The organism is Shewanella intestini, assembly GCF_018221465.1.
GTDB classification, from domain to species: Bacteria; Pseudomonadota; Gammaproteobacteria; order Enterobacterales; family Shewanellaceae; genus Shewanella; species Shewanella intestini.
On sequence record NZ_JAAIKR010000001.1, the window covers coordinates 130,671 to 156,113 of the forward strand.

General features: G+C 40.6%; 25 protein-coding genes and 1 pseudogene. 14 read left to right on the forward strand and 12 right to left on the reverse strand.

Features of this window, described 5'->3' with window-relative positions; genetic code table 11:
- Positions 1-151: 151 nt before the first annotated feature.
- Positions 152-1,516, forward strand: coding sequence for a DNA repair protein RadA (gene radA / locus G3R48_RS00575; RefSeq protein ID WP_153661264.1), 1,365 nt, complete (start codon positions 152-154; stop codon positions 1,514-1,516).
- Between the two features lie 136 nt (positions 1,517-1,652).
- Here the strand turns inward: radA and G3R48_RS00580 are convergent, their stop codons facing one another.
- The 4 genes and pseudogenes from G3R48_RS00580 to G3R48_RS00600 all read right to left on the reverse strand — a co-directional run bounded on the left by G3R48_RS00580 (position 1,653) and on the right by G3R48_RS00600 (position 4,460).
- Entirely contained in the window at positions 1,653-2,021 is a 369-nt protein-coding gene (locus G3R48_RS00580; RefSeq protein ID WP_153661262.1) for a PilZ domain-containing protein, read from the reverse strand.
- A gap of 43 nt (positions 2,022-2,064) precedes the next feature.
- Positions 2,065-2,420: pseudogene (locus G3R48_RS17400) on the reverse strand (ATP-binding protein).
- Positions 2,410-2,814, reverse strand: coding sequence for a sensor histidine kinase (locus G3R48_RS00595; protein ID WP_153661260.1), 405 nt, complete (start codon positions 2,812-2,814; stop codon positions 2,410-2,412). Before G3R48_RS00595 ends, G3R48_RS17400 begins: the two are co-directional and overlap by 11 nt.
- Before the next feature lie 287 nt (positions 2,815-3,101).
- Positions 3,102-4,460 (reverse strand): YjiH family protein, encoded by a 1,359-nt coding sequence (locus G3R48_RS00600; protein ID WP_323741199.1) that lies wholly within the window; start codon positions 4,458-4,460, stop codon positions 3,102-3,104.
- A gap of 410 nt (positions 4,461-4,870) precedes the next feature.
- Here G3R48_RS00600 and G3R48_RS00605 point away from each other — a divergent pair, with 410 nt between their 5' ends.
- Complete coding sequence (locus G3R48_RS00605; RefSeq protein ID WP_153661253.1) at positions 4,871-5,581, forward strand: hypothetical protein; 711 nt, start codon at positions 4,871-4,873, stop codon at positions 5,579-5,581.
- Positions 5,582-5,860: 279 nt separating this feature from the next.
- Here G3R48_RS00605 and G3R48_RS00610 read toward each other — a convergent pair whose 3' ends face one another.
- The gene (locus G3R48_RS00610) at positions 5,861-6,751 is read right to left on the reverse strand and encodes a U32 family peptidase (RefSeq protein WP_153661251.1); all 891 of its coding nucleotides are present in this window, start codon (positions 6,749-6,751) and stop codon (positions 5,861-5,863) included.
- A gap of 19 nt (positions 6,752-6,770) precedes the next feature.
- Positions 6,771-7,772 (reverse strand): ubiquinone anaerobic biosynthesis protein UbiU, encoded by a 1,002-nt coding sequence (ubiU, locus tag G3R48_RS00615; protein ID WP_153661249.1) that lies wholly within the window; start codon positions 7,770-7,772, stop codon positions 6,771-6,773.
- A gap of 137 nt (positions 7,773-7,909) precedes the next feature.
- Between ubiU and ubiT the strand changes: the two genes are divergently transcribed.
- Positions 7,910-8,413, forward strand: a complete 504-nt coding sequence (gene ubiT, locus G3R48_RS00620) for a ubiquinone anaerobic biosynthesis accessory factor UbiT (protein ID WP_153661247.1) — start codon at positions 7,910-7,912, stop codon at positions 8,411-8,413.
- A gap of 176 nt (positions 8,414-8,589) precedes the next feature.
- Here the strand turns inward: ubiT and G3R48_RS00625 are convergent, their stop codons facing one another.
- Positions 8,590-8,841, reverse strand: a complete 252-nt coding sequence (locus G3R48_RS00625; RefSeq protein WP_153661245.1) for a YfhL family 4Fe-4S dicluster ferredoxin — start codon at positions 8,839-8,841, stop codon at positions 8,590-8,592.
- A gap of 9 nt (positions 8,842-8,850) precedes the next feature.
- On the reverse strand, positions 8,851-10,245 hold the full coding sequence (trhP, locus tag G3R48_RS00630) for a prephenate-dependent tRNA uridine(34) hydroxylase TrhP (RefSeq protein ID WP_153661243.1): 1,395 nt from the start codon (positions 10,243-10,245) through the stop codon (positions 8,851-8,853).
- 263 nt (positions 10,246-10,508) lie between these two features.
- Here trhP and G3R48_RS00635 point away from each other — a divergent pair, with 263 nt between their 5' ends.
- Both G3R48_RS00635 and G3R48_RS00640 read left to right on the forward strand, forming a co-directional pair.
- Complete coding sequence (locus G3R48_RS00635; RefSeq protein WP_153661241.1) at positions 10,509-11,351, forward strand: HDOD domain-containing protein; 843 nt, start codon at positions 10,509-10,511, stop codon at positions 11,349-11,351.
- A gap of 50 nt (positions 11,352-11,401) precedes the next feature.
- Complete coding sequence (locus G3R48_RS00640; RefSeq protein ID WP_153661239.1) at positions 11,402-12,946, forward strand: putative bifunctional diguanylate cyclase/phosphodiesterase; 1,545 nt, start codon at positions 11,402-11,404, stop codon at positions 12,944-12,946.
- Positions 12,947-13,090: 144 nt separating this feature from the next.
- On the opposite strand, the gene G3R48_RS00645 is transcribed toward G3R48_RS00640, so the two are convergent.
- The 4 genes from G3R48_RS00645 to ettA form a co-directional block, all read right to left on the reverse strand.
- Positions 13,091-13,507, reverse strand: a complete 417-nt coding sequence (locus tag G3R48_RS00645; protein WP_153661237.1) for a thioesterase family protein — start codon at positions 13,505-13,507, stop codon at positions 13,091-13,093.
- 144 nt (positions 13,508-13,651) lie between these two features.
- The gene (locus tag G3R48_RS00650) at positions 13,652-14,125 is read right to left on the reverse strand and encodes a LabA-like NYN domain-containing protein (protein ID WP_153661235.1); all 474 of its coding nucleotides are present in this window, start codon (positions 14,123-14,125) and stop codon (positions 13,652-13,654) included.
- Between the two features lie 87 nt (positions 14,126-14,212).
- Positions 14,213-15,433 carry a hypothetical protein gene (locus G3R48_RS00655; RefSeq protein ID WP_153661232.1) on the reverse strand — a complete coding sequence of 407 codons (1,221 nt, stop codon included), beginning with the start codon at positions 15,431-15,433 and terminating at the stop codon, positions 14,213-14,215.
- Positions 15,434-15,793: 360 nt separating this feature from the next.
- Positions 15,794-17,461, reverse strand: coding sequence for an energy-dependent translational throttle protein EttA (gene ettA / locus G3R48_RS00660; RefSeq protein WP_153661230.1), 1,668 nt, complete (start codon positions 17,459-17,461; stop codon positions 15,794-15,796).
- 255 nt (positions 17,462-17,716) lie between these two features.
- On the opposite strand from ettA, the gene glyA reads away from it, so the two are divergent.
- The 9 genes from glyA to G3R48_RS00705 all read left to right on the forward strand — a co-directional run bounded on the left by glyA (position 17,717) and on the right by G3R48_RS00705 (position 25,276).
- Positions 17,717-18,970 (forward strand): serine hydroxymethyltransferase, encoded by a 1,254-nt coding sequence (gene glyA, locus G3R48_RS00665; RefSeq protein WP_153661228.1) that lies wholly within the window; start codon positions 17,717-17,719, stop codon positions 18,968-18,970.
- A 108-nt stretch (positions 18,971-19,078) separates the two neighbouring features.
- Positions 19,079-19,528: a transcriptional regulator NrdR gene (gene nrdR, locus G3R48_RS00670; protein ID WP_153661226.1), complete on the forward strand. Its 450-nt coding sequence runs from the start codon at positions 19,079-19,081 to the stop codon at positions 19,526-19,528.
- Between the two features lie 64 nt (positions 19,529-19,592).
- Positions 19,593-20,744 carry a bifunctional diaminohydroxyphosphoribosylaminopyrimidine deaminase/5-amino-6-(5-phosphoribosylamino)uracil reductase RibD gene (ribD, locus tag G3R48_RS00675; protein WP_380714131.1) on the forward strand — a complete coding sequence of 384 codons (1,152 nt, stop codon included), beginning with the start codon at positions 19,593-19,595 and terminating at the stop codon, positions 20,742-20,744.
- A gap of 42 nt (positions 20,745-20,786) precedes the next feature.
- Positions 20,787-21,443: a riboflavin synthase gene (locus G3R48_RS00680; RefSeq protein ID WP_153661222.1), complete on the forward strand. Its 657-nt coding sequence runs from the start codon at positions 20,787-20,789 to the stop codon at positions 21,441-21,443.
- Positions 21,444-21,585: 142 nt separating this feature from the next.
- Positions 21,586-22,689, forward strand: coding sequence for a bifunctional 3,4-dihydroxy-2-butanone-4-phosphate synthase/GTP cyclohydrolase II (gene ribBA / locus G3R48_RS00685; protein WP_153661220.1), 1,104 nt, complete (start codon positions 21,586-21,588; stop codon positions 22,687-22,689).
- Between the two features lie 122 nt (positions 22,690-22,811).
- Complete coding sequence (ribH, locus tag G3R48_RS00690) at positions 22,812-23,291, forward strand: 6,7-dimethyl-8-ribityllumazine synthase (protein ID WP_153661218.1); 480 nt, start codon at positions 22,812-22,814, stop codon at positions 23,289-23,291.
- An 11-nt stretch (positions 23,292-23,302) separates the two neighbouring features.
- A complete protein-coding gene (gene nusB, locus G3R48_RS00695; RefSeq protein WP_153661216.1) occupies positions 23,303-23,707 on the forward strand; it encodes a transcription antitermination factor NusB in 405 nt (134 codons plus the stop codon).
- Between the two features lie 114 nt (positions 23,708-23,821).
- Positions 23,822-24,778 (forward strand): thiamine-phosphate kinase, encoded by a 957-nt coding sequence (thiL, locus tag G3R48_RS00700; RefSeq protein ID WP_212593164.1) that lies wholly within the window; start codon positions 23,822-23,824, stop codon positions 24,776-24,778.
- Positions 24,779-25,276 carry a phosphatidylglycerophosphatase A gene (locus G3R48_RS00705; RefSeq protein ID WP_153661214.1) on the forward strand — a complete coding sequence of 166 codons (498 nt, stop codon included), beginning with the start codon at positions 24,779-24,781 and terminating at the stop codon, positions 25,274-25,276. It abuts the gene before it with no gap.
- The last annotated feature ends 167 nt before the right edge of the window (positions 25,277-25,443 follow it).

Here is a 25,443-nt window from a genome sequence, read left to right on the forward strand (position 1 = left end):
GTGTCGTTTTTTAATGATTAATCGGCGTGCGACTGTTAGTCTTATCGGCTTATTAAGCTGTATCTTTCTTGATTTTGATGAAATTATCTTAGTTCAATAATATCAAATTAGTAATAGTATCACAGCCAAGATTAATTGAAGATAGTGACTTATGGCAAAAAATAAAACCGCTTATGTTTGTAACGAATGTGGCCAAGATTTTCCTCGTTGGCAAGGTCAATGTTCAGCTTGCCAAGAATGGAACACCATTACTGAAGTGAGACTCGGTAGTTCAAGTGCCACCCGTACGCATCAGTTTTCAGGTTATGCCGGTCAAGCTACCAATGAAGTGCAAACGCTGGATAAAATTGACTTAGCTGAAATGCCGCGTATTAACAGTAGTTTTACTGAGTTTGATCGGGTGCTAGGTGGCGGTATTGTGCCGGGCAGCGCCATTCTTATTGGTGGTCATCCGGGGGCAGGTAAAAGTACATTGCTTCTACAAACGTTATGCCAGCTTTCACTTAACATGCCCACCTTTTATATCACTGGTGAAGAATCGCTGCAACAAGTGGCGATGCGGGCACATCGTTTAGCATTGCCAACGCAAAAGCTACGGATGCTGTCTGAAACCTCTGTGGAAACCATTTGCGATATTGCGTTAAAAGAGCAACCTAAAGTGATGGTGATTGACTCTATTCAAGTCATGCATATGGCTGATATTCAATCATCTCCTGGCAGCGTATCACAAGTGCGTGAGTCAGCATCGTATTTAACTCGTTTTGCCAAACAACAAGGGATAGCGGTGATCATGGTTGGTCATGTGACTAAAGATGGCAGTCTCGCCGGTCCTAAAGTTCTTGAGCATTGTATTGACTGTTCGGTGATGTTTGAAGGTGACAGTGACAGCCGTTATCGCACATTACGCTCGCATAAAAATCGTTTTGGTGCGATTAATGAGCTTGGCGTTTTTGCGATGACTGAACGAGGATTAAAGGAGGTTGCAAACCCTTCCGCTATATTTTTATCACGCGGTGATGAAGCAAGCTCAGGTTCTGTTGTGATGGTTGTTTGGGAAGGAACTCGACCCTTGTTGGTTGAGTTACAGGTATTAGTTGATAACTCTGCTATGGCTAACCCTCGGCGGGTCGCGGTTGGGTTAGACAGTAATCGATTGGCAATGCTATTGGCTGTGATGCATCGTCATGGCGGCTTACAAATGTCAGATCAAGACGTATTTGTTAACATAGTTGGTGGGGTAAAAGTCTCTGAAACCAGTGCCGATTTAACCTTGCTATTAGCCATGGTGTCTAGCTTTAGAGGGGATATTTTATCGCCTGATTTAGTTGTTTTTGGTGAAGTGGGCTTGTCTGGTGAAATCCGGCCTGTTCCTAATGGACAAGAACGTTTAGTCGAAGCGGCAAAACATGGTTTTAAACGCGCAATTGTCCCTAAAGCGAATATGCCTAAAGTTCCGCCTAAAGGCATGGAGGTTGTTGGTGTGACCAAGTTATCGCAAGCCTTAGAAGCGCTTTAACCTAATAAGCTTAAATAAAAAAGAGACCAAAATAATAGTTTAGGTCTCTTTTTTTATGTGTTGCTGTGTGGCTATTGTATAAAATAGATCAATGATATAAGTCAGTTATAATGGGGGATGGCCTTCATATGAGGCATTAAGTTTCGTTTAGCGCCGCGAGCATTTCTATTTCACGATTTAATAATTCAGCATCACCGATATTTAGTTCAATAATACGTCGTAAATGACTAATGCTCTCAACATCGATATGCACACATTTTAACCCCAAATGTTCTGGTGTTTTATGGATTAACATCGCATCAATAACCAGTTGAACTTCAGAGTCTGGTAATACAAACTCTAGTTTTAATAGGGTGTTGAGCTTACCAACAAAATTATTAGGACGCTTTATAAGTGCGCCGTTTAAGCTGAGATCTAATATGGTGGTTTTCCATGTTTGTTCAGCTAATGCAATGTATGCATTTGCACCAAATAAAATACGTGAAAACTTTCGTCTTTCATCCATGTTTTACCCTTAATATTTAACAAGATCTGTTAATGATAATACGTCAAAAAAGTGCAATAGGGTATTTATTGTTCATTGCTACTGTAAATTTTTGAGGTAACTCAATGATGAACTTAGCCCCTCTATCCGGTGTTGAAACTAATTTTACTTGCCCATTTAATCGCTGTGATACTAAATTAAAAACAATATTGATCGCTAAACCGCTGCCTCCTTTACCGCGTTTAGTCGTTAAAAAGGGAGCGAAATCTTCTTTTGCACCAGAGTGTCCATACCGTTACCGTCATCTTGATAAATTAGCTGTAAATCATTTTTATGGGCAGTAATATCGAAGCGTAAATGAGCGACTTGTCCTTCGTTATAAGCATGAGTAATGGAGTTATTAATTAAATTATTGATGATTTGGTAAAAGCACTGGGGTGGCTGTAAAGCATAATGTTATCAGGACAGTCATATTTGAAATGATATTCAGTTCGTGAGAGTAATGGTCTAATGGTCTAATGGATACCATTATTTCTTCGACATACAGTTTAAGGTTAACGTCGCGCAAATCTTCATGAGATTGATCTACAGATACTTTTTTAGAGCTTGGGATTAATATCGGTGCCCGAGTTAAATTACTTAACATTAAGCGAGTACATTGGCTCACTTCATCTTGGTATGCTTCAAACTCTTCATGAGAAACATCATCATTTTGATATTTTTGATTGAATAAACTGACGCTTTGGGACAAATGGGACGCGGCTGTCACGCAGATGCCAATAGGAGTGTTAATTTCATGGGTGATACTTGCCATTAACCCACCTAATGCCGCCATTTTTTCTTTATCGATTAGCTCAGCACGTGTGAGTTGTAATTATTGAGTTGGTGATTTGACTCTATCTTCAAGCGCGATATTTAATGCGGTTAATTGTGCTTCAGCTTCTTTTATTGATTGGATGTTTTTAATCGTGTCAGTTCCTATTTCAATTGTATTAATAATGCTGCTGAAATAAGTGTAGAGGGTTTTACCATTAATGCGCGTCATTCAAAAAGAGAAGGCATGCTAAGCATGCCTTCTTATCGTGATTAGTTTATCGAGGATTAAACTAAAATATGTGCCATTAATGCAATAACAGGTAAGGTCACTAGGGTACGTAAAATGAAGATGACAAATAACTCAAGAAAGTTGACTGGAATTTTACTGCCAATTAATAGTGCACCCACCTCACTCATATAAATTAGCTGAGTGACAGACAGCGCGGCAATGACAAATCGGGTAAGGTCTGACTCGATTGAGCTTGCTAAAATAGACGGTATAAACATATCTGCAAAGCCAACGACGATAGTTTGCGATGCCGCGCTAGCTTCTGGTATTTGCAGTAATTCAAGCAATGGAATGAATGGCATACCAAGGTAGGTAAAGATAGGTGTATGTTCAGCTAACATTAATGCTACGGTACCAATTGCCATGACGACAGGAATAACGCCGAAAACCATGTCGACAGCATTTTTAATCCCTTCAGATAATAAGCGTTTTACGCCACCAGCATTTTCTGCACGCGTTAAAGCAAGGTGCCATCCCCAAGCAATAACGCCTTTCCCTTCAGGTACAAGTTCATCATTACCTTTGCGTTCAGTGTTATTAATATAGCGGTCTTTCTTACGTGATAATGGCGGTAATTTAGGCACAATAATAGCGGCAATCACACCGGCTAAACATACGGTTAGATAAAAAGGCACAAATAGATGTTCTAGTTTTACTTGTGAAATAACAACCAAACTGAATGTAATTGATACCGCAGAAAAGGTGGTACCAATAACGGCAGCTTCTCTTTGAGTGTAGAAGTTAGTTTCGTATTGCTTGTTGGTCATCAAGATACCAACACTGCCATCACCAAGCCACGATGCCATACAGTCAATCGCACTGCGACCGGGTAAATTAAATACGGGACGCATAATTTTGGTCAATAAAGTACCAAAGAACTCTAACAGACCAAAGTTAAGTAGTAGTGGTAGTAGCATTCCTGCAAAAATAAATACAGAAAATAGCACTGGAATCAAGTCATTGAGAACTAAGCCGCCGGTATCACCTGATGTAATCGCATCTGGGCCTATTTGAAATTGAACCAGTACAATAAAAATAGCGCCCAGTAGACGTACCACAGCCCAAAATGCAGACACATTCAATAAACCATTTAGGAAGTGATTTTGTAAGATAAAAGCGGGTTTCACTAATTTTACAAATGTAGTGATAAGGGCCATTAACACCACTATTGCTGTGGTAATGGCTGGGATAATCTCACCAAAATAAGCTTGAACACCTTTAGATAACACGGCAATTGGGATTGTGATGGCATCGTTATGACTGATTGGTGTCATAAATAGTAATAACCCGATGAGCGAGGGGATGACAAACGTCAGAATTGTTTTCAAACTGTGTTTTTGTTTTTCTATAGTCACGAGTATTAGGCCTTTAATCTTTGCAGCTATGACACCGCTTTAACCGATATTTTTGTGATGGAATCACTAAGGATGGAAGATTACCTTCAATAGTTTATGAAGTAAATCTATTCATGTTGTGAATACTTATTTACTAGAAGTGAGTAGTTATTTTATTAGATTTAATATGAGATTAAATATTTTAAAAACAATAAGTTAAGTTATTGTTTTGCGTTTGCTTTGTTTGTGTTTTATTTATGTTGTTTGGTTGTTTGTTTTCTCTTATCTATTATAGAATGTGAGGCATGAGAATTTAGTTAAGTCCTAATGTTTAGGATTAATTCTCGAATAATAACCAATCCATCATATACAATGGTTTTTCTTTACCTTAACCAAGGTAGGCTCTTTATTCCATTGCATTGTGAGCAAAAATGATTAAGCAGAACAAAATTTCAAATTTAGCATTTAAATTTGGCATGCTAGGAATGACTGGCGTGACAATGGGAATGTTAATTGCCATTGCCTTGGAAGTGACGAGTCTGGCTGATTTCTTTTCTTACTGCGTTTATAACAGTGTGAGCCAACTAGGCACTTATTCTCGTTCACCTTCCGCGGTCATTCTTAATGGGGGGTTATTTTTTGGCAGCTTAACCGCAAGCTTAGGGTGTGTTTTTGCATTGCAAGCGTCTAACGGTTTTGCTGTGCGTTTATTTTGGTTATGTATTGCTGTGCAATTTGTGTCGTTGGCTGCGATGGGGTTATTCCCAATGAATGTATACCATCTGCACATTAATGCGCTTTTAACGTACGTTACTTTAGGGGTGTTTGTTGCCGGCTGTTTTATTCTTGTCAGTGGCAACTTATCGATTAAAGTAAAAGTGATGGGCCGGATTATTGCCGTTGGATTATTAGTCATTCACGGTTGTTTGTTGGTTATTCCACAATATATGGAATGGTCACAAGGTGAGCCGCTAGTTAATTTTTTTGTGGTGGCAGAGCGAATGACGTCAGTTTCACCTCGTCCTTCAATGTGGTGGCAAGCTTGGGGATTTTGGCTGTGCTTGATTTTGCAGATGGGGCTAGCGTTAATGATGTTATATACTCAACCTCATCAGTCAGCTGAGCAATCAGTGGCATCTTAGGTTCAAGGTTTGACTCAAAGCAAAACATCACGTTTACGATTCAACCTTGAGCTCAAAGCATTCAACCTTAGCTCAAACATTTTTCTTTGCCCCCTTATACATTCAATAGCTGCTTGATGAACTAGATTGCAGCGAAGAGCGCAGCACATAATATAATGGGCTGTTACTGAGTGCTCCCACCCACTCAACCCTACAGCCTATCTCTACATTAACCTCTAGTGTATTGTGTGGCGCGTGAATATTTACACTTCAATCGTTTTGCAGATGAACCTTTGGTCTTTAGGCGTGTGGTTGATGTTGCTTCATACCTGCTTCTCCATACCAATAACCATTACAGTCTTGAATTTGTTTAATTGATGGTATGACTGAACTTGTTGATAAGGTTTGTTGGTTTAGGTTGTTTGCTAATGCATCAGCAATGGTTAAATCATCAATACTACGCGCAGATAAGCGCCAATAATCAATGCCCATTTGCTGCATTTCATGCAGGTTTGCGCTTAAGTTAATGCATGCGGCAGATTGTGTTTGAATGCCATTTAAACGCAATAGCGGTTGATTCTCTTGTGTTTGCACTAACAATCCTTTTGGGTATTGTTGGCAAATAGTTTGACAGTTATCTTTGTGTAGATTTAAATGCTTGGCGGTAAAGCAACGAGCTGAATGGGCCAGCGGTATATGACCAAAACCAAACACTTCAACTTCATAGGCAGGCTTTGCAGTGATGACTTTTTCTAACCAAGCTTTTGATAATTCATAAGGCATGACAAAGCGCATCATGCCTTTTTTATGTAAAAAATCTAATGATGCACGGTTATAGTTATTAATGGTTGGGCCGCACACAAATGGCAAGTTGGCTTGATGCGCTAATTGCACAGCGCCAATGTCATTGGCTTCAATTAACCATTCACCGTTATCTATATAGCGTTTTAACTCCGTTAATTCTGATTGCGCTTCAATCAGAGCCATGGTTGATAAGACAACCTGCTTATCTGCTGCAGTGAGCATTTTGGCAATGTTGATATAATCTGCCAGTTTTAATTCTCTACGACGACTGCATACGGTTTCGCCAAGGTAAATGGTGTCAATATTGGTTGTGGCTACTTTTTCATAAAACTGCATCACGTCCTGTTTCGACCAACAATAATGCAATGGCGCTAAGCTAATTTTCATTTATCGATTCCTTGTTAGATTATTGCCATTGACGGGCGTAAGCACCTAGTGTGGTGATTTGCCCTTCAGATACTTTTGCTAGGGCTTCATTCCAGTGTTGCGATTCTACAAAGGCTTGAGGATTTGCTTGGTAAGTATCAATGGCTTGACGCCACACACTGGCGACTTGGCCTACATAAGCTGGGCTGCGTTGTCGGCCTTCTATCTTTAAAGAACAAACCCCGGCTTTAGCCAGTTCAGGCAATAAACTTAAGGTATTTAAACTGGTTGGTGATTCCAGTAGGTATTCTGGTGTGTTGTTGGTTTCGCTTATGTAGCGCCCTTTACAAACAACAGGGTAACCCAGTTGTTGCTCTTGAGATGAACGCTCAAGTAGCACATCGTTAAGACGCGTCAGCTTATCATTGCCATCATCTTGCCAGCGAACATGTTTTGCTGGTGAGCAAGAGCCGCCAGTATTAGGTGATTGCCCTGTGACATATGATGATAAGTGACATCGTCCCTCAGCCATAATACACAGGCTTCCAAAAGCAAACACTTCTAAGTCGACGGGGCTGACTTTGGCTAAGTCTTTAACTTGTTTGATCGATAGCACCCTTGGTAATACTGCGCGCTCAATATCGAAGCTTTGTTTATAAAAAGATAATGCCGCGAGATTGGTCGCGCTTGCTTGTACCGATAAATGCAGCGGTAAATGAGGATGACGGGTACTGGCATATTCTAATAAGGATACGTCGGCGACAATGAGGGCGTCGAGTCCTAAGTCGGCAGCAATATCAACAGCCTCAAACCATCTAGATTCCTCACCGGGTTTTGGAAAGGTGTTTAAGGTTAGAAATAGTTTACGTTTTTGTTGTTGGGCTAATTTTTTAGCTTGCTTTAATTGTGCACTATTAAAGTTTAATCCCGCAAAAGAACGGGCGTTGGTGTCATTTTTTAAACCAAGATAGACCGCGTCAGCACCCGCATTAAATGCCGCTTTCATCGATGCCAGGTTGCCAGCAGGGCAAAGTAGTTCCATATTTTTTGCTCTTATTGTTATGTAGAACAGGAGTGTAAGAGTGAATGGCTGTCAATGAATTGATTTAAGACATGTTTGTACAGATAAATTAACAGTAAAATAGTGGAAACTTAACTTATTGTTACAACGGAACCATTATGGCTCAAAAATTCTCAGAAAAATTGGCGCAAAATATTTTTAGTGTGACGCCTAAGATAAGTCGCCAAACTTTGGCGTTGGTGCCAGATAAATTAAAGTTTGAGCTACTCAGCCAGTTGCTGAATTTATTACTGGCTGAACAAATTAAAATGCAAGAGTTAGCTTTCCTTGAAAACAAGCATGTGGGGATTATTGTCGATGACATCAAGCTTAGTTTTGATGTGTCGATACGGGCAGGTAAACTGCAAATCAGCACCATGGTTCAGCCTGATGTGGTCTTTACCGCTAATGTGCCTGAATTAGTGCTGGTAGCTGCGGGTAAAGAAGACCCTGATACGTTGTTTTTCCAACGAAAATTGCTGATTGAAGGTGATACAGAGTTAGGATTGGAAGTGAAAAATCTATTATTAGGTATTGAGTTAGATGGTTTGCCAAAACCGGTGCAGGTCGCTATTGAAAAGCTTGCGATAACCATTCAAACGTTGCAAAAGCAAATGGGTTAAAAACACCGCTAAAGCGTAAATATGAAGGATTTGTTATTCGTCCATAAATGACAAACGACAGGGCGTTTGGTATAAAAGTGAGTGACGAGAAAGAGTTTAATGACAAAATATGTTTGTGAGAATAAAGGCTTGCGAGCATAAAAAAACGCCTTGATGGTATTATCAAGGCGTTGTCTTTATACTTTACCAGTAAGGATGGCGTATTTAACTAATAGCTCATCTTGTGACTCTTTATGAGCTGGGTCTGGGTCAATACAATCTATTGGGCAAACAGATATACAAGTTGGTTTGTCGTAATGGCCGACACACTCAGTACATAAGTCTGGTTCAATTTCATAGATTTCTTCACCCATGCTAATGGCTGAGTTGGGACACTCTGGCTCACACATGTCGCAATTAATACAGCTATCGTCGATAATTAATGCCATGGTAACGACCTAAGCTTTTGCTTCTTGGTGTGGATTACGAGTATCTTGCCCTTGCGGTAAATTGCGCATTAATATGGCCTTTTCTACTTCGATATCTTTTGGAATATCAAGAAAAACAAAATGCCCTGAACCTAACCCTGCCTCAACTGATTCGCCTTTGCGATTAATCAATTTTTCAATGGTCAAGTTGATATTGCCTTGCGGGGTCATTACCTCAACGCTATCACCGACGCTAAACTTATTTTTAACATCAATCTCAACTAAACCTGCCTCGTTACGTTTTCCGGTAAATTCACCAACAAATTGCTGGGTATCGCTGATTGAGTAGCCGTATTCGTAGTTCTGGTATTCATCATGCACATGGCGACGTAAGAAGCCTTCAGTGTAACCTCGGTGTGCTAGCCCTTCTAGGTTGTGCATTAATGTGCGGTCAAAGTCTTTACCTGATGCCGCGTCCTCAATAGCTTGGCGGTAAAGCTGGGCCGTGCGCGCAACGTAATAAAATGATTTTGTACGCCCTTCAATTTTTAATGAATCAACGCCCATTTTAGTGAGTCGGTCAACATGTTGAATAGCACGTAAATCTTTTGAATTCATAATGTAAGTGCCGTGTTCATCTTCAAATGCAGGCATGTACTCACCTGGACGACCCGGCTCTTGTAGCAATACGATTTCATCAGAGGGTTTACCTGCACCTAGGGTTGTTGGTGACTCAATTTGCACACCGTGTTGGTCAACAATACCTTGTGGATTAACGGCAATAATGTCGCCTTCCATGGTTTCTTTGGCTTCATGGACATCATACTTCCAACGGCAAGCGTTGGTGCAAGTGCCTTGGTTTGGATCGCGTTTATTAATGTAGCCAGATAATAGGCAGCGGCCTGAGTAAGCCATACACAATGCGCCGTGAACAAATACTTCAAGTTCAATATCTGGACATTGTTGGCGAATCTCTTCTATTTCATCTAGCGATAATTCACGAGATAAAATGACTCGTTTAATGCCTTGTTGCTGCCAAAACTTAACCGAAGCCCAGTTAATGGCGTTAGCTTGTACCGACAAATGCACAACTTGGTCAGGAAAGGCTTCACGAACCATCATAATCAGCCCAGGATCTGACATGATTAACGCGTCTGGTTTCATGTCAACAACGGGCGCCATATCGCGAATGTAGGTCTTTAGCTTGGCATTATGCGGTGCAATATTACTGACCACATATAATTTTTTGCCTAAGGCGTGCGCTTCGTTTATGCCTGTCGCTAGATTTTCCATTTTAAAGTCGTTATTTCTAACGCGAAGACTGTAACGGGGTTGGCCCGCATAAACCGCGTCTGCACCGTAAGCAAAGGCATAACGCATATTTTTTAAAGTGCCAGCAGGGGACAATAACTCGGGTTTAAACATAACTTCTCTCAATTGACTGGAAAATCGCTGATAGCGGGAGCGAGATTTTACTGTAAGGATAGTAGTAGATGCAAATATCAACAGCGATTATCGGACTGAGTGTAACAACTTAAATTGTCAATGAAGGTGTAAAGGGAGGTAACTAAAGTCGTATTTACTTGAATGTAATAAATTTTAATCAATTTATCTATTTCAGATGATGCTGACATTAAAACAAATAGTATATAATCGACGATTCATATTGTTAATCGTGGAAGACTTATATGTCTACTGAGCATCAGTTATTAGTCGGATTATTAAAGAAGCTTAAAAATGATGCACTGGTATTGCCGACATTACCTGAGGTTGCAATGCGTGTTCAAGAAGTGGTGGCTAGCCCTAATACAAGTTTAAAACAAGTGGGTGATGTCATTGGTCAAGACGCAGCAATTTCGGCTCGTATTATTAAAGTGGCAAATAGTGTGTTGTATTGCCGTGGAGCAAAGGCTGAAAACATTAGCGCTGCAGTTAATCGAATTGGCTTAGTGCAAATTAAATCCATTACCACTTCTGTTGCTATGGAGCAGTTGTTCATTTCAACCAATGAAATGGTGTGGGAAGTCATGGATGAAGTGTGGAAAACGTCAATTGAAGTGACCGCAGCGGCTTCGGCGATTTTGGAAATGTATAACAAGCGCAACCCAATGCAAAAGCTTGACAGAGAAACCCTAACTTTAGCAGGGTTAATACATAATATTGGTGCGCTTCCAGTGCTTTCTGAAGCAGAGACTCATCCAGAGATGTTTACCAGTATTGATCAATTACGCGGCTTAGTGAGAAAAATGCAAAGCCCAATTGGTAGAGCCGTTTTAAAGAGCTGGGATTTTGCTCCTGAAGTCACCGAGGTTGTAGAGCGCTGGGCTGATTTACATTATGTATCTGATCAGGTGACATACTTAGACTTTATTCGCAGCGCAGCTTTTTACACCGGGGAGTTACGTGCTGGTGGTGACTTAGAAGATCGCTTATCTGTACTTGCTGAACGTGGTCTGCCTGTCACGCCAGAAGACCTGGCTAGTGAAGAATTTTTAGATACTTATCATTCAATTAAACAAAGTTATGAATAAAGCTATACTTGCCATCATAGCTTAATTGAAAGTGCACAAGGAGGGGGAATTTGCTGACATCATTTTTTGCCTTTTTTGTGCAATATTCAACGATAATCTTATTGTGTTTATTGGTGTTTTTGTTGGCTGTTTGCGTCGGATATATTTATAAGCAAACGCGCCTTTTGCGTTATTTATGCGCCAATTTTGATACGCCTCATCAATCATTAATCTTACCGCCTATTCCCCGTCTACTTCAGCCGCTAGTCGCCTTAATTAAGCAATATCATTTGTCAGAACAAGCCACGCTTGAGCGGGATAAACTCACAGGGTTAATTAATCGAGTGGGTATAAAGCGGGCGTTATCTGAAAGGTTGCCACTAAATGTGGGCACATTAATGCTGATTGATATTCGAAAATTTCGGTTTATTAATGATTTATGGGGATTTAATGTTGGCGACAATATCTTAATGTTGTTAGCTAATCGATTAACCCAACTTAACCTTAAACCAAACCTGATTGCGCGTATGAATGGTAACGAATTTTTGTTGTACTTTCATAGCAAAATTAACGATAACAATATTCAAGATATCATGACCACTGTTGAATATCCGTATCGATTATATGAACAAACAATTGAATTAACGATGCGGGCCGGGGTGTTAGATCTTTCAGCGCATCAAACCGATATGAGTATGACCTTGCGCCGGCTTGATTTGGCATTACAAAAAGCCAAACGTTTGCATCATGGTTTTTCTCATTATGAAGAGGGTGAAGACTGCCAACATCATCGTCAATTAACCTTAAGCAATGGCTTAGCTAAAGCGGTTGCTAATAATGATTTCTTTATGGTTTATCAACCTAAGTTTAATTGTCAAAAAGGGGCCATTGATCAGTTAGAAGCGTTATTGCGTTGGCAACATCCTCAACTTGGGATTATTTACCCAAACGAGTTTATTCATTTAGCCGAGCGGTGTGGCATGATGAAACCATTAAGCTTGTGGGTTATTGAGCGAGTGATTGCCCAAGTGGCAACGTGGCAAGCCAAAGGGATTGATATAAAAGTAGCAATAAACTTGTCGGCTTCAGACCTTGAAAACCCACAACTTATTAGCGTTATTCGAGCAACGCTTGAACATTATCAAGTTAATCCTAATAAATTAGTCATCGAAGTGACTGAAAGCGCGATGATGGCGTCTTTATCTAAGTCTATTCGGGTATTAAATTTATTGCGGGAACTCGGGGTGAGTTTAGCCATTGATGACTTTGGTACAGGGCAATCATCATTAGCCTATTTACGTCATTTGCCGGTTGATGAAGTGAAAGTAGATAGGGCATTTATTAGCGATTTTGATCAAGATGATATTGCCAAACAAATTGTTAAAACGACAATTAAGTTGACGCATCAATTAGGTTTGTCAGTGACTGTTGAGGGCATTGAAACACAAAAAGTGGCAGATTATTTACAAGGGCATCAGGTTGATTATTTACAAGGGTTATATATAGCCAAGCCATTGTTACCCGATGAAGTTGAAAGCCAACATGTGTTATCACTATCAACACCAACCCATTGCGATATCAAATATCCGTTTGCCAGTGCTAAGCAAGTGAGTTAAATAAGCACAATCGTTTCAGCTTTGATACTTGGTGCTGTTAATTAGAGCTATCAAGCTACCAACTGATATCCTTTATCTTTTCATCTCTCCCGTTACTTTCTTTCACACAGCTATTTATCAACTAAATTATCTATCAGCATTATTTCAAGCTTGTTGCTGCAAGGTATTAATTAAATCAATAGGCATTGGGGCTAATTGACGCTTTTTATTCATACATACCATTTCAATGGTGGCGGTAACAGCTGGCTTGCTGGCATTTGGACGCCAAATTTCTTGTTTCCAAACTGTACGATATTTACTTTCAAAATAGAATTGAGTTCGTACATCGATAATATCAGCGAACTCCACACCGTCATGACAGAGCATATCAGTACGATAAACCGCAAAGCCAAGCTGTTGATGCTGCCACAGCTGATTAAGCACATTAGCACCAATGACATGTTCTCTTGCGCGTTCAAAATACTTTAAAAAGTTAGGATGATAAACCACGCCTGAAAAGTCGGTGTCTTCATAATAAATTTGCACTGGGAAATGAAATGTTTTGCTAAGTGTTGCAGTCATAAAAATGGGTGCTCAAAATAGTAAATTTACAGCGTTTAATCTAGGTAAGACCTGATTATAGGATAGATATGCTAAGTTACAGATGCAATTGGGATGCTGTAAAATGCACGGTTTAATACAGGTCAGTTGTTGAGAACATCACGTTTAAAAAAGCAATGATGAGTCAATCGCTTGATGCTGGTGGCAGCTGTCAATTAACGATTTAGCCGTTAAATCAATGACACTCAGCACATGGGTTTCGCAGTGCGTTTTTTGATTAATTTTTTGCATTAATAAATCAAAATCCCCATCGCCTGATAATAATAAAATAGCATCAACATCAGGTGCTAATTCAAGAATGTCGATAGTGATACCAACGTCCCAGTCACCTTTGGCACTGCCGTCGCTACGCTGTATATATGGTTTTGTTTTAACGTTGAAGCCCATGTGTTTTAAGGCATCTTGAAATTTAGTTTGGCCGTCATCTTTAGGTGCTATGGCGTAGGCGGTAATACTGCTTATAGTGTATTTTTGTTGTAAGTTTTTCAGTAACTGGCGGTAATTAAAGCTTTTACCGTAAGCCTGCCTACAGGTGTAGTAGATATTTTGTACATCAACAAAAACAGCAAGTGTATTCATGGTTAATCCTAAGGACGACACGGTGATTAGAAGCAACAAAGCCATGTAATATTACATGGCTTTGTTCATTTAAGCAGTGGCTAAAGCTCAATTTGTAGCGGGTTTATGGCTAAATTGAACTTGCTGCTTTTTGGTCTCAGGTTTTACACCCATAAAGTATTCATAACCACTGTTATTTTTTGTTTTATTGACAGCTTGAGTGGTTTTTGTTGAGGTTTGGTCTGAAAACAACGTGTACTTTGCTTTAGGCTTTATTGCTGTTGAACTGCTGGTTTTGTTGGTGTTTTTTGTCGTTTCAGGCAATAACTCAACGCTGTTTTTTGAGGCGACAGGAACATTAAAGTTATAGTTAAATACACCATTACCCTCAATCGTTTCTACACTTGACTTATCTTTTGATTGATAAGAGGCCAAAATACCATGTTTGCCTAATGGGATTTCGTGGAATAACTTTTTCCCCGTGCCAATTTTAGTGCCGTTAATATACCAGTCTGCGGCAACATTACTGACTAAAGTGATCATGGCTGATTTTAACCCCAGCTTTTCAGCCAATATAGCATCGATTTTTTTGTTATATGACGGCTTGAAATTCATCGCCACCTTATAGTGTAAATTACCGTGCATGTTCATGCTGGCATCCACAACCTCGTAAGACAATAAAACTGATTTATTGTTTAAAAAAGGGGAATCATTGCGAGTGTTGGTCAAAATAAAGTTTTTTGATTCTTTTAAACAATCGCTGATAGACTGATATTTAGAACACTCAGTTGAACCATCAATTGTAATGGGTAATTGACTTGATGGTTTTGACAGGTCGGCAATTAAGCGGTCGGTGATACTGGTTTTAAGTTTAAATAGCTTTTGACTTTTATCGGCCCGCTGTTGGTTAATCGCATCATATTCTGAGTGAATATCCATGATCTCCTTTTTTAAGGCCGCTGTTTCTGTCTGTGAGCGCTTCTCAAGCGAATCAATGTTTTTTACCACGGTTTCAACTTGGTGATAAAAAGGTGCCATTGTTGATTGCGATAGAATTTTTGCCTGTAACTGGCTTAGCAAGCTTTGGTAATGGTCTTTTTCAGAGGCAATAGAATCTTGCAACTCTTCAATATCATAAGCTTTTTTGTTATGGCGAGAGAACTTATCGTTAACCGCAATGAGCATCGGGTCTATGTCATATTGGCTTTCTATCTCACTTAGGGTGTTTTCTTCTGAACTAGTGATCACTTCTAGTGCAGCAAATGAGTTACTTGCATATAAGCACAATAAGGCGAGGGGGATTAAACCGTATCTCACTGATTTCTCCATTGAATTTCTTTGCAGGTTGGAACCGTTACCGCTTAACTTGTGGGCTGAAATTACACAGTTAAGGGTATATTAATCCATCAAAAGCGCATGATACTTAAGTTGTTTTGGCTTTACAAACAGATTGTATAAAATAAGGGCAATTAAATAACAAATTATTGACGCAGGTCGAGAAAATAATTTGACGCTAAAGTGGTTGTTATTTAAGCGATTAAAATATTTGTTTATTTAATTAACTACAATCAATGTGGTTGTTATATGGGGTGTTTTGTTGGTTTAATAACCGATAGGTGATATTTAATGTTATAAGTGTGTATAAATAATAAAGAGGCCGTAGTGGCCTCTTTATTATTTTAATTAATGCTATTTAATCATGCGCTTATATTTTAATCGATGTGGCTCTACAACATCTGAACCATAAGTTTGTTTCATCCATGTAGAGTATTCAGTGTAGTTACCTTCATAGAAGTTCACTTTACCTTCATCACGATAATCAAGGATATGGGTTGCGATACGGTCGAGGAACCAACGGTCATGGGAAATAACCATTGCACAACCTGGGAACTCAAGTAGCGCTTCTTCTAATGCTCGTAAGGTTTCTACGTCTAAATCATTGGTAGGTTCATCGAGTAATAATACGTTACCACCCGCTTGTAATAATTTTGCTAGATGGACACGGTTACGTTCACCACCTGATAGCGAACCAATGATTTTTTGTTGATCGCCGCCGCGGAAGTTAAAACGACCAACGTAAGCGCGACTTGGAATTTCAGTGTTGTTGATACGCATAATATCTTGGCCATCTGAAATCTCTTGCCAAACTGTTTTACTATCGTCCATTTCGTCACGGAATTGGTCAACTGAAGCTATTTTGACTGACTCGCCGACTTCAATAGAGCCTGAATCGGGTTGCTCATCACCACTGATCATTTTAAATAGGGTGGATTTACCCGCGCCGTTGGCACCAATAATACCGACAATTGCACCTTTAGGGACAGTAAACGATAAGTCTTCAATTAATACGCGGTCGCCATAGGATTTAGTGAGGTTGTTGACCTCAATCACTTTGTCACCTAAGCGTGGCCCCGGTGGAATGAAGAGCTCATTAGTTTCATTGCGTTTTTGATAATCATTGGTGTTTAGCTCTTCAAAGCGAGCCATTCGAGCTTTGCCTTTTGACTGGCGGCCTTTACTGCCTTGTCTTACCCATTCTAATTCTTTAGCGATGGTTTTTTGTTTGGCGCTTTCTGTGGCGGCTTCTTGTTTTAGGCGGTTATCTTTTTGTTCTAACCAAGAAGAGTAGTTTCCTTCCCATGGGATACCTTCACCACGGTCCAGTTCAAGAATCCAACCTGCAGCGTTATCAAGAAAATAACGGTCATGGGTAATTGCAACCACTGTGCCGCTATATTCTTGTAAGAAATGTTCAAGCCATGCAACTGATTCAGCATCTAAATGGTTGGTTGGTTCATCTAGAAGCAGCATTTCAGGTTTTTCGAGCAATAAACGACATAATGCGACTCGGCGGCGTTCACCACCTGATAGTACAGCAATTTTTTCGTCCCAATCGGGTAAGCGCAATGCGTTTGCAGCTCTATCTAAGACGGTTTCTAAGTTATGGGCATCAGTGGCTTGGATAATCGCTTCTAATTCACCTTGCTCTTTTGCTAATGCATCAAAGTCAGCGTCAGGTTCAGCATATAACATGTACACTTCATCTAAGCGCGTTAAGGCATTTTTGGCTTCGCTAACGGCTTCTTCAATGGCTTGACGGACAGTTTGAGACTCATCTAGTTTGGGTTCTTGTGGTAAATAACCAATTTTAAGCCCCGGCATTGGGCGTGCTTCACCTTCGATTTCGGTGTCTAAACCTGCCATAATTTTAAGTAGGGTTGATTTACCCGAACCATTTAGTCCTAACACCCCAATTTTTGCACCAGGAAAAAAGCTTAATGAAATGTCTTTGAGGATTTGCTTTTTCGGCGGAACAATTTTTCCAACTCTAAGCATGCTATAAACGAATTGCGCCATAAGATCTGATCTTCCTTTCAATTATGATGGCCTAATTTTACGCGAACAGTGGCTTAACTCAACTATTAACCTGAGCAAATGTGGTAAATCATGGGAATTTATCGCGGTGTAATTATGGTGTGTTCTTGTAGTAATAACATGAATCGTTTTGTAATAAGAACACAGTGAATTTCATGTTAATTAAACTGTAAATCAATAGCTTTGGGTAGTAGAATTACGCGCTACCTTACTATAAGAACCTGTGTTGGAGTCACTATGCTGAACAAAGCGATGAACATTGCCGATTACGATCCCCAGTTACTCAAAGCTATTGAAGACGAGACTTGTCGCCAAGAAGAACATATCGAGTTAATTGCGTCTGAAAACTATACCAGTCCACGCGTGATGGAAGCACAAGGCTCACAACTGACCAATAAATATGCTGAAGGTTATCCTGGTAAGCGCTATTACGGCGGTTGTGAATATGTCGACACAGTTGAAACACTTGCTATTGAGCGTGTTAAAACCTTATTTGGTGCAACTTATGCAAACGTTCAGCCTCACTCAGGTTCGCAAGCAAATAGTGCGGTATTTATGGCGTTGCTTCAACCAGGTGATACTGTTTTAGGTATGAACTTGGCTCATGGCGGCCATTTAACACACGGTTCTCCAGTTAACTTCTCTGGTAAGTTATACAACATCATTCCTTACGGCATTGATGAGTCAGGTAAAATTGATTATGACGAAATGGAGCGTTTAGCTGTAGAGCATAAGCCTAAAATGATGATTGGTGGTTTTTCTGCGTACTCAGGTATTGTTGACTGGGCTAGAATGCGTGAAATTGCTGATAAAATTGGGGCTTACTTCTTTGTTGATATGGCGCATGTTGCAGGCCTTATTGCTGCTGGTGTTTACCCATCACCTGTGCCGCATGCACATGTTGTTACGTCGACAACCCATAAAACTCTTGCAGGCCCTCGTGGCGGTATTATCATTTCAGCAGCAGACGATGAAGCTCTGTATAAAAAGCTTAATTCAGCAGTATTCCCAGGTGGCCAAGGTGGCCCTCTAATGCACGTGATTGCGGGTAAAGCCGTGGCATTTAAAGAAGCATTAGAGCCAGAATTTAAAGTGTATCAACAACAAGTTGTTGTTAATGCAAAAGCGATGGTGAAAGTATTTTTAGAGCGTGGTTATAAAATTGTGTCTGGCGGTACAGAAAACCACTTAATGTTAGTTGACCTTATCGGCCGCGATTTAACGGGTAAAGAGGCTGACGCAGCACTTGGTAGTGCTAACATTACAGTCAATAAAAACTCTGTACCAAATGATCCTCGTTCGCCTTTTGTGACTTCAGGAATTCGAATTGGCTCGCCAGCAATCACGCGTCGCGGCTTTAAAGAAGCGGAGTGTGAGTTATTAACATCTTGGATTTGTGACATTCTAGATGACGCTGAAAATCAACAAGTGATTGACCGCGTTAAAACGGACGTGCTTGCGCTTTGTGCTAAGTTCCCAGTTTATGCATAACATGTGTTAGCAATAGGTTTTTGGCTCTATGGGTTAACCTATTCTAATAAATGAGATAAACTTTAATGGCCGCTAATAATAGCGGCCATTTGTTTTTGCGGAGGCACAATGCATTGCCCTTTTTGTAGCGCGACCGATACCAAAGTAATTGATTCTCGACTTGTCGCAGATGGACACCAAGTTCGTCGCCGTCGTGAATGTATGGAGTGTCATGAACGTTTTACCACATTTGAAGGTGCAGAATTAGTGATGCCTCGAGTGATAAAACAAGATGGAACTCGTCAACCGTTTGATGAAGAAAAACTACGCGGTGGCATGCTCAGAGCGGTAGAAAAACGACCCGTTTCAATGGATGAAATTGAACAAGCTTTAAGTAAAATCAAATCGTTATTACGGGCTACTGGCGAACGAGAAGTGAAATCAGAAATGATTGGCAACTTTATGATGGAGCAACTGATGGCGATGGATAAAGTGGCTTATATTCGTTTTGCTTCTGTCTACCGCGCATTTGAAGATGTGTCGCAATTTGGTGAAGCTATTGCTAAGTTACAAAAATAATCTAAGTCGCTTCATTATTTAAATTGTTAGGCTAGGTTTGTTAAGCGCCTAACTTATGCTGGGAATATCCATGTCAAATTGGTCTAAATTTGATTCACAAATGATGACGCTTGCACTGCAACTAGCTGAGCGTGGGCGTTATACCACCAGACCTAATCCTTGTGTTGGCTGTGTCATTACTCTTGGGAAAACAATATTATCTCAGGGATATCATCGAGTAGCAGGACAAGGGCATGCTGAAGCGAATGCCTTAAAGGATCTCGCTGAGCGTGGAATTAGTGCTAAAGGTGCGACGGCTTATGTCACACTAGAACCTTGTAGTCATTATGGCCGCACGCCACCTTGCGCAGAAGGTTTAATTAATGCCAATGTTTCCCGTGTAGTAGTTGCTGTACTCGACCCTAATCCTCAAGTGGCAGGTAGAGGCATTAATATGCTGCGACATGCTGGCATTGAGGTAGATGTTGGCTTGTATGAGCAACAAGCTTATAAAATTAATCGCGGTTTTATGAAGCGAATGAAACAAGGTTTACCTTGGGTTACGCTGAAAGTGGCCGCTAGTTTAGATGGCAAAACAGCATTGGCAAATGGTGTTTCAAAATGGATTACCACTCCCCAAGCTCGTCAAGACGTGCAGCGCTTACGGGCACAAAGTTGTGCACTTATTACTGGCGTGAATACGGTTGAAATGGATGACCCAAGTTTAAATGTGCGTTACTCACAGCTTGGTTCGTTACAACAAGCCTTGACTGAGAAAGAGGTGCATCAACCTTTGCGCGTCGTGTTAGATACGCACGCGAAACTTACACCTAATTTTCAAATTTTTGCGGTTCAAAGCCCAATACTATTAGTCAGTCATACGCCATATTCCGATGTGATAAAAGCCCAAATGCCAGCGCATGTTTCATATTTCACAACGGATTTGAATGATAGCGGACGCATTAACCTCAATGCTGTTTTGATACATTTAGGTCAGCAGTGTAATAGTGTGTTAGTTGAAGCGGGGGCAACGCTTTGCGGCAGTGTGTTAGAACAAGGGTTAGCTGATGAGCTTATCCTGTATCAAGCACCTAAGATACTGGGCAGCGAAGCGCGAAATATGCTTAAATTACCTGATTACTCAATCATGGATTCATTGCCTAATAGCCAGTTAGTCGATGAGCGAAAAGTCGGTAAAGATACGCGTTACACCATACACATTGCAGCGACTCAATAAGCTGCGCCCCGTTTTTTTAGTTAATAAATAAAGTGAGTTGATATGTTTACAGGGATCATCGAAGCCCTTGGTACATTAACCAAAATAGAGCGCCAAAGTGACGATATTCGCTTAACCGTAGACAGCGGTAAGTTAGATTTATCAGATGTAAAGCTCGGCGACAGTATTGCAACTAACGGGGTGTGTTTAACCGTTGTAGAATGTTTAAGTCATGGTTACGTAGCAGATGTTTCTGCTGAAACGGTTGCTTTAACAGGTTTTGCTGATTACCAAGCAGGTCAAAAAGTGAATCTTGAAAAAGCCGTTACTGCTAATACCCGTCTTGGCGGTCATATGGTTAGTGGCCATGTTGATGGTGTTGCAACGGTAGATAAGCGAGAAATGCGCGGGCAAGCCATTGAGTTCTGGCTTACAGCGCCAATAGCACTTGCAAGATACATTGCGCATAAAGGCTCGATTACCATAGATGGCGTAAGCTTAACGGTTAATGAAGTTAATCAACAACAATTTAGATTAACGATTGTGCCGCATACGGCATCAGAAACGACCTTAACCAGCCTGAAAAATGGCGATAAAGTGAATATAGAAGTTGATTTGGTCGCCCGATATCTAGAGCGATTAATGGACCCAAGTGCACAAGAGTCGAAACCCAGCGGTGTCACGATGGCGTTACTCGCACAATCGGGATTTCTACGATAGATTTACCCTCCCTATACGAACGAAACATGGGGAATAAATATTCTGATTAGCGCGGTTAGACAATGATACGTTAAAGCGTGATAGTTTTTCGATAACAATAAAAACAACAACCCTCATTAAACGACGAGCAAAAGGCCCCATTATGGCATTACACAGCATAGAAGAAATCATTGAAGATATTCGTCAAGGTAAAATGGTTATTTTGATGGATGACGAAGATAGGGAAAATGAAGGCGACCTGATTATGGCCGCTGAATGCGTCACACCTGCTGCGATTAATTTTATGGCGACATATGGCCGTGGCTTAATATGCCAAACCTTGACTCAAGCGCGTTGTAAACAATTAAACTTGCCATTAATGGTGACTAATAATAACGCCCAATTTACCACTAACTTCACCGTGTCTATTGAAGCTGCTGAAGGAGTAACAACGGGAATTTCTGCTCACGATAGAGCGATGACAGTACAAGCCGCCGTTGCTAGAGATGCCAAACCTGTTGATTTAGTTCAACCAGGGCATATTTTCCCACTAATGGCACAAGAAGGTGGGGTGTTAATCCGCGCCGGCCATACTGAAGCTGGTTGTGATTTAGCTCGCCTAGCAGGCTTTGAAGCTTCAGGGGTGATTGTGGAAATTTTAAATGAAGACGGCACGATGGCGCGCTGCCCTGATTTAGAAGTGTTTAGTCAAAAACATGATATTAAAATGGGCACCATTGCTGATTTAATTGAATACCGTAACAACAAAGAAACCACCGTTGTTCGTGAAGCAAGTTGTAAACTGCCTACTCGCTTTGGCGATTTTGAAATGGTGACCTTTCGTGACACCATTGACAACCAATTACATTACGCATTAATCAAAGGTGAAGTTACCACTAATACGCTTGTGCGTGTACATTTGCAAAATACGTTTAATGATATTTTACACTCAGAGCGAGATCAAAAACGCAGTTGGCCACTGGAAAAAGCTATGGCAAGAATTGCTGATGAAGGTGGGGTATTGGTTATATTGGGTAATCAAGAACATACCAGTGAATTATTGGCGAAAGTGAAGTCGTTTGAAGCCGAAGATAATGGCGTGTCACCCGTAGCTGCGCAATGGCAAGGCACGTCACGCCGAGTCGGTGTTGGTTCACAAATTCTCTCAAGCGTAGGTGTGAGCACCATGCGCTTGTTAAGTTCGCCTAAACAATACCATTCATTGTCTGGTTTTGGCTTAGATGTCACCGAATACGTTTCAAAATAATGCTCTAATAAAGACAATTAAACAATTTCATTAATACATTGCGCTCAACAAGGGTGCCTATGGTATCATACGGCCTCTTTCGCCCAAAGCTGGGTGCTTTTGCTAAATTAGGTAAGATAAGAATGAACATAGTTCAAGGTAATATCGAAGCGAAAAATGCTAAAGTTGCGATTGTTATATCGCGTTTCAATAGTTTTGTTGTTGAAAGTCTGCTTGAAGGTGCTTTAGACACTTTAAAACGATTTGGTCAGGTACAAGATGATAATATCACTATTGTACGTGTTCCAGGTGCCGTTGAATTACCTCTTGCTGCACGTCGTGTTGCCGCGAGCGGTAAGTTTGATGGGATTATCTCTTTAGGTGCAGTTATTCGAGGTGGGACGCCTCACTTTGATATGGTTGCCGGTGAATGTAACAAAGGCTTAGCTCAAGTTGCTCTAGAGTATGATATTCCTGTTTCATTTGGGGTCTTAACCACAGACAGTATTGAGCAAGCGATTGAACGTGCTGGTACTAAAGCAGGTAATAAAGGTGGTGAAGCAGCCTTGGGTTTACTTGAAATGGTTAATGTACTGCAAGAATTAGAACACCAGTTGGTATAGTAGGAAAATTAATGAAGCCTTCAGAGCGCCGTAAGGCACGTCGTTTAGCTGTTCAAGCTATTTATTCATGGCAGCTTAGCCAGAACAATGTTGCTGATGTAGAGCATGAGTTTTTAACTGAACAAAAAACCGATGGAGTAGATATCGCTTATTTTCGCGAACTACTTGCCGGTGTTGCATCAAAGACGTCGCAAATTGATGAGCGTTTAAAGCCGCATTTAGATCGTGACTTTGAAGATGTGTCTCCTGTTGAAAAGGCCATTGTCCGCTTAGCCACTTACGAGCTAACTTTCCGTACCGATGTGCCATATAAGGTGGCCATCAATGAAGGCATTGAGTTAGCAAAAGCATTTGGTGCTGACGATAGCCATAAATTTGTGAATGGCTTATTAGATAAGCTTGTGAAGCAAAAGTAATACACGAAAACGGTATCCTCGGGTACCGTTTTTTTTGTGTAATTACTTAATGGCTCATTGTGCTTATCTGTAATATTCCAAAATAGGTTAACGAGAAATCGTTAAAATAAGACTGTGAAAGAATTCCAACTTATAGAACACTTTTTTCGTGACCATGGGTTAAAGCGTCGAGATGTTGAGCTGGGAATTGGTGACGATTGTGCATTAGTGAATCCCGCTGAAAATAAATCATTGGCCATCTCTTGCGACACCCTCGTCGAAAACATCCACTTTCTCCCTGACATGCCAGCCAGCGCTTTAGGTTATAAAGCACTAGCTGTTAACCTATCTGATTTAGCGTCAATGGGGGCTGAGCCCGCATGGATGACGCTGGCATTAACAATGCCAAGAGTTGATAAACAGTGGCTTACAGAGTTTAGCCAAGGATTATTTGAAGCTGCAGAATACTATGGTGTTTCACTTGTTGGTGGTGATACCACTCGAGGGCCGTTAGCGATGACTATCACTATTCACGGCCAAGTACCTCAAGGTAAAGCGTTAACCCGTGCAGGTGCCAATAATGGTGATTGGATATATGTTACTGGTACGCTAGGTGACTCGGCATTAGGTTTAGATATTTTGCTTGGTAAACAACAAGCCAGTGAAAAACACAAAAGTTATCTTATTGGGCGTCATTATTCGCCAACCCCAAGAGTATTAGCCGGTCAAGCGCTGCGCACGCTAGCAACCAGCGCCATCGATTTATCTGATGGCTTAGCTTCTGACTTACAGCACATCCTTAATGCTTCATCACTTGGTGCGTTGATAGATGTTGATAAGCTGCCTTTATCCAATGCCCTATTGGAAACCGTTTCAAAAGAACAAGCCATTAATTATGCCTTAGCGGGCGGTGAAGATTATGAGTTACTCTTTACTGTGCCGGAATCACAACGCGGCGCCATTGATACCGCATTACTTCATGCAGGGGTTAAGTTTGTTAAAGTCGGCCAAGTATGTGCTGGCGAAAAACTAAAATTTATTCAAAATGGTGTACCATTTCAACCAGGCTTTGCAGGATTTGAACATTTTTAAATGAAACTACTTTCTCAAGACCCAGCGTTAAAACGTTTATCGCTATCAAACCCCATTCACTTTTTAGCCTTAGGTTTTGGTAGCGGTTTAGCGGCTAAAGCGCCGGGCACATTTGGCACTCTAGCTGCTATTCCTGTTTATTTATTATTGGCGCAATTAAGCTTACCCGTTTATTTGTTGGCGACATTAATATCGGTACTTATAGGCTTTTACATCTGTGATAAAGCGGCTAAAGATATGCAAGTGCATGATCATGGTGCAATTGTATGGGATGAAGTTGCAGGGTTATTGATAACGTTAATTGCTCTACCAGCAGGTTGGCAATGGCTAGTTATTGGTTTTGTATTGTTTCGATTCTTTGACATTATTAAACCTTGGCCTATTAAATGGTTAGATGCCAAAGTTGAAGGTGGCTTTGGGATTATGATTGATGATGTTGTCGCAGGAATTTTTGCATTAATCTGTGTGCAAGGATTGGCGTATTTTATTCAATTTTAATCGTTAGCAATTAGCTCATTTAGTTTAAAATATTGCGAATTTTAACGTGAGTTGATTGTTATTTTTAAACCGTGCAGGCCGTTTCATTAAATACATAGCCGATAGCTTGAATTGGTTGGTGATGTAATAAAGCCAGTTGTGTTATACAACTGGCTTTTTCATGCGCA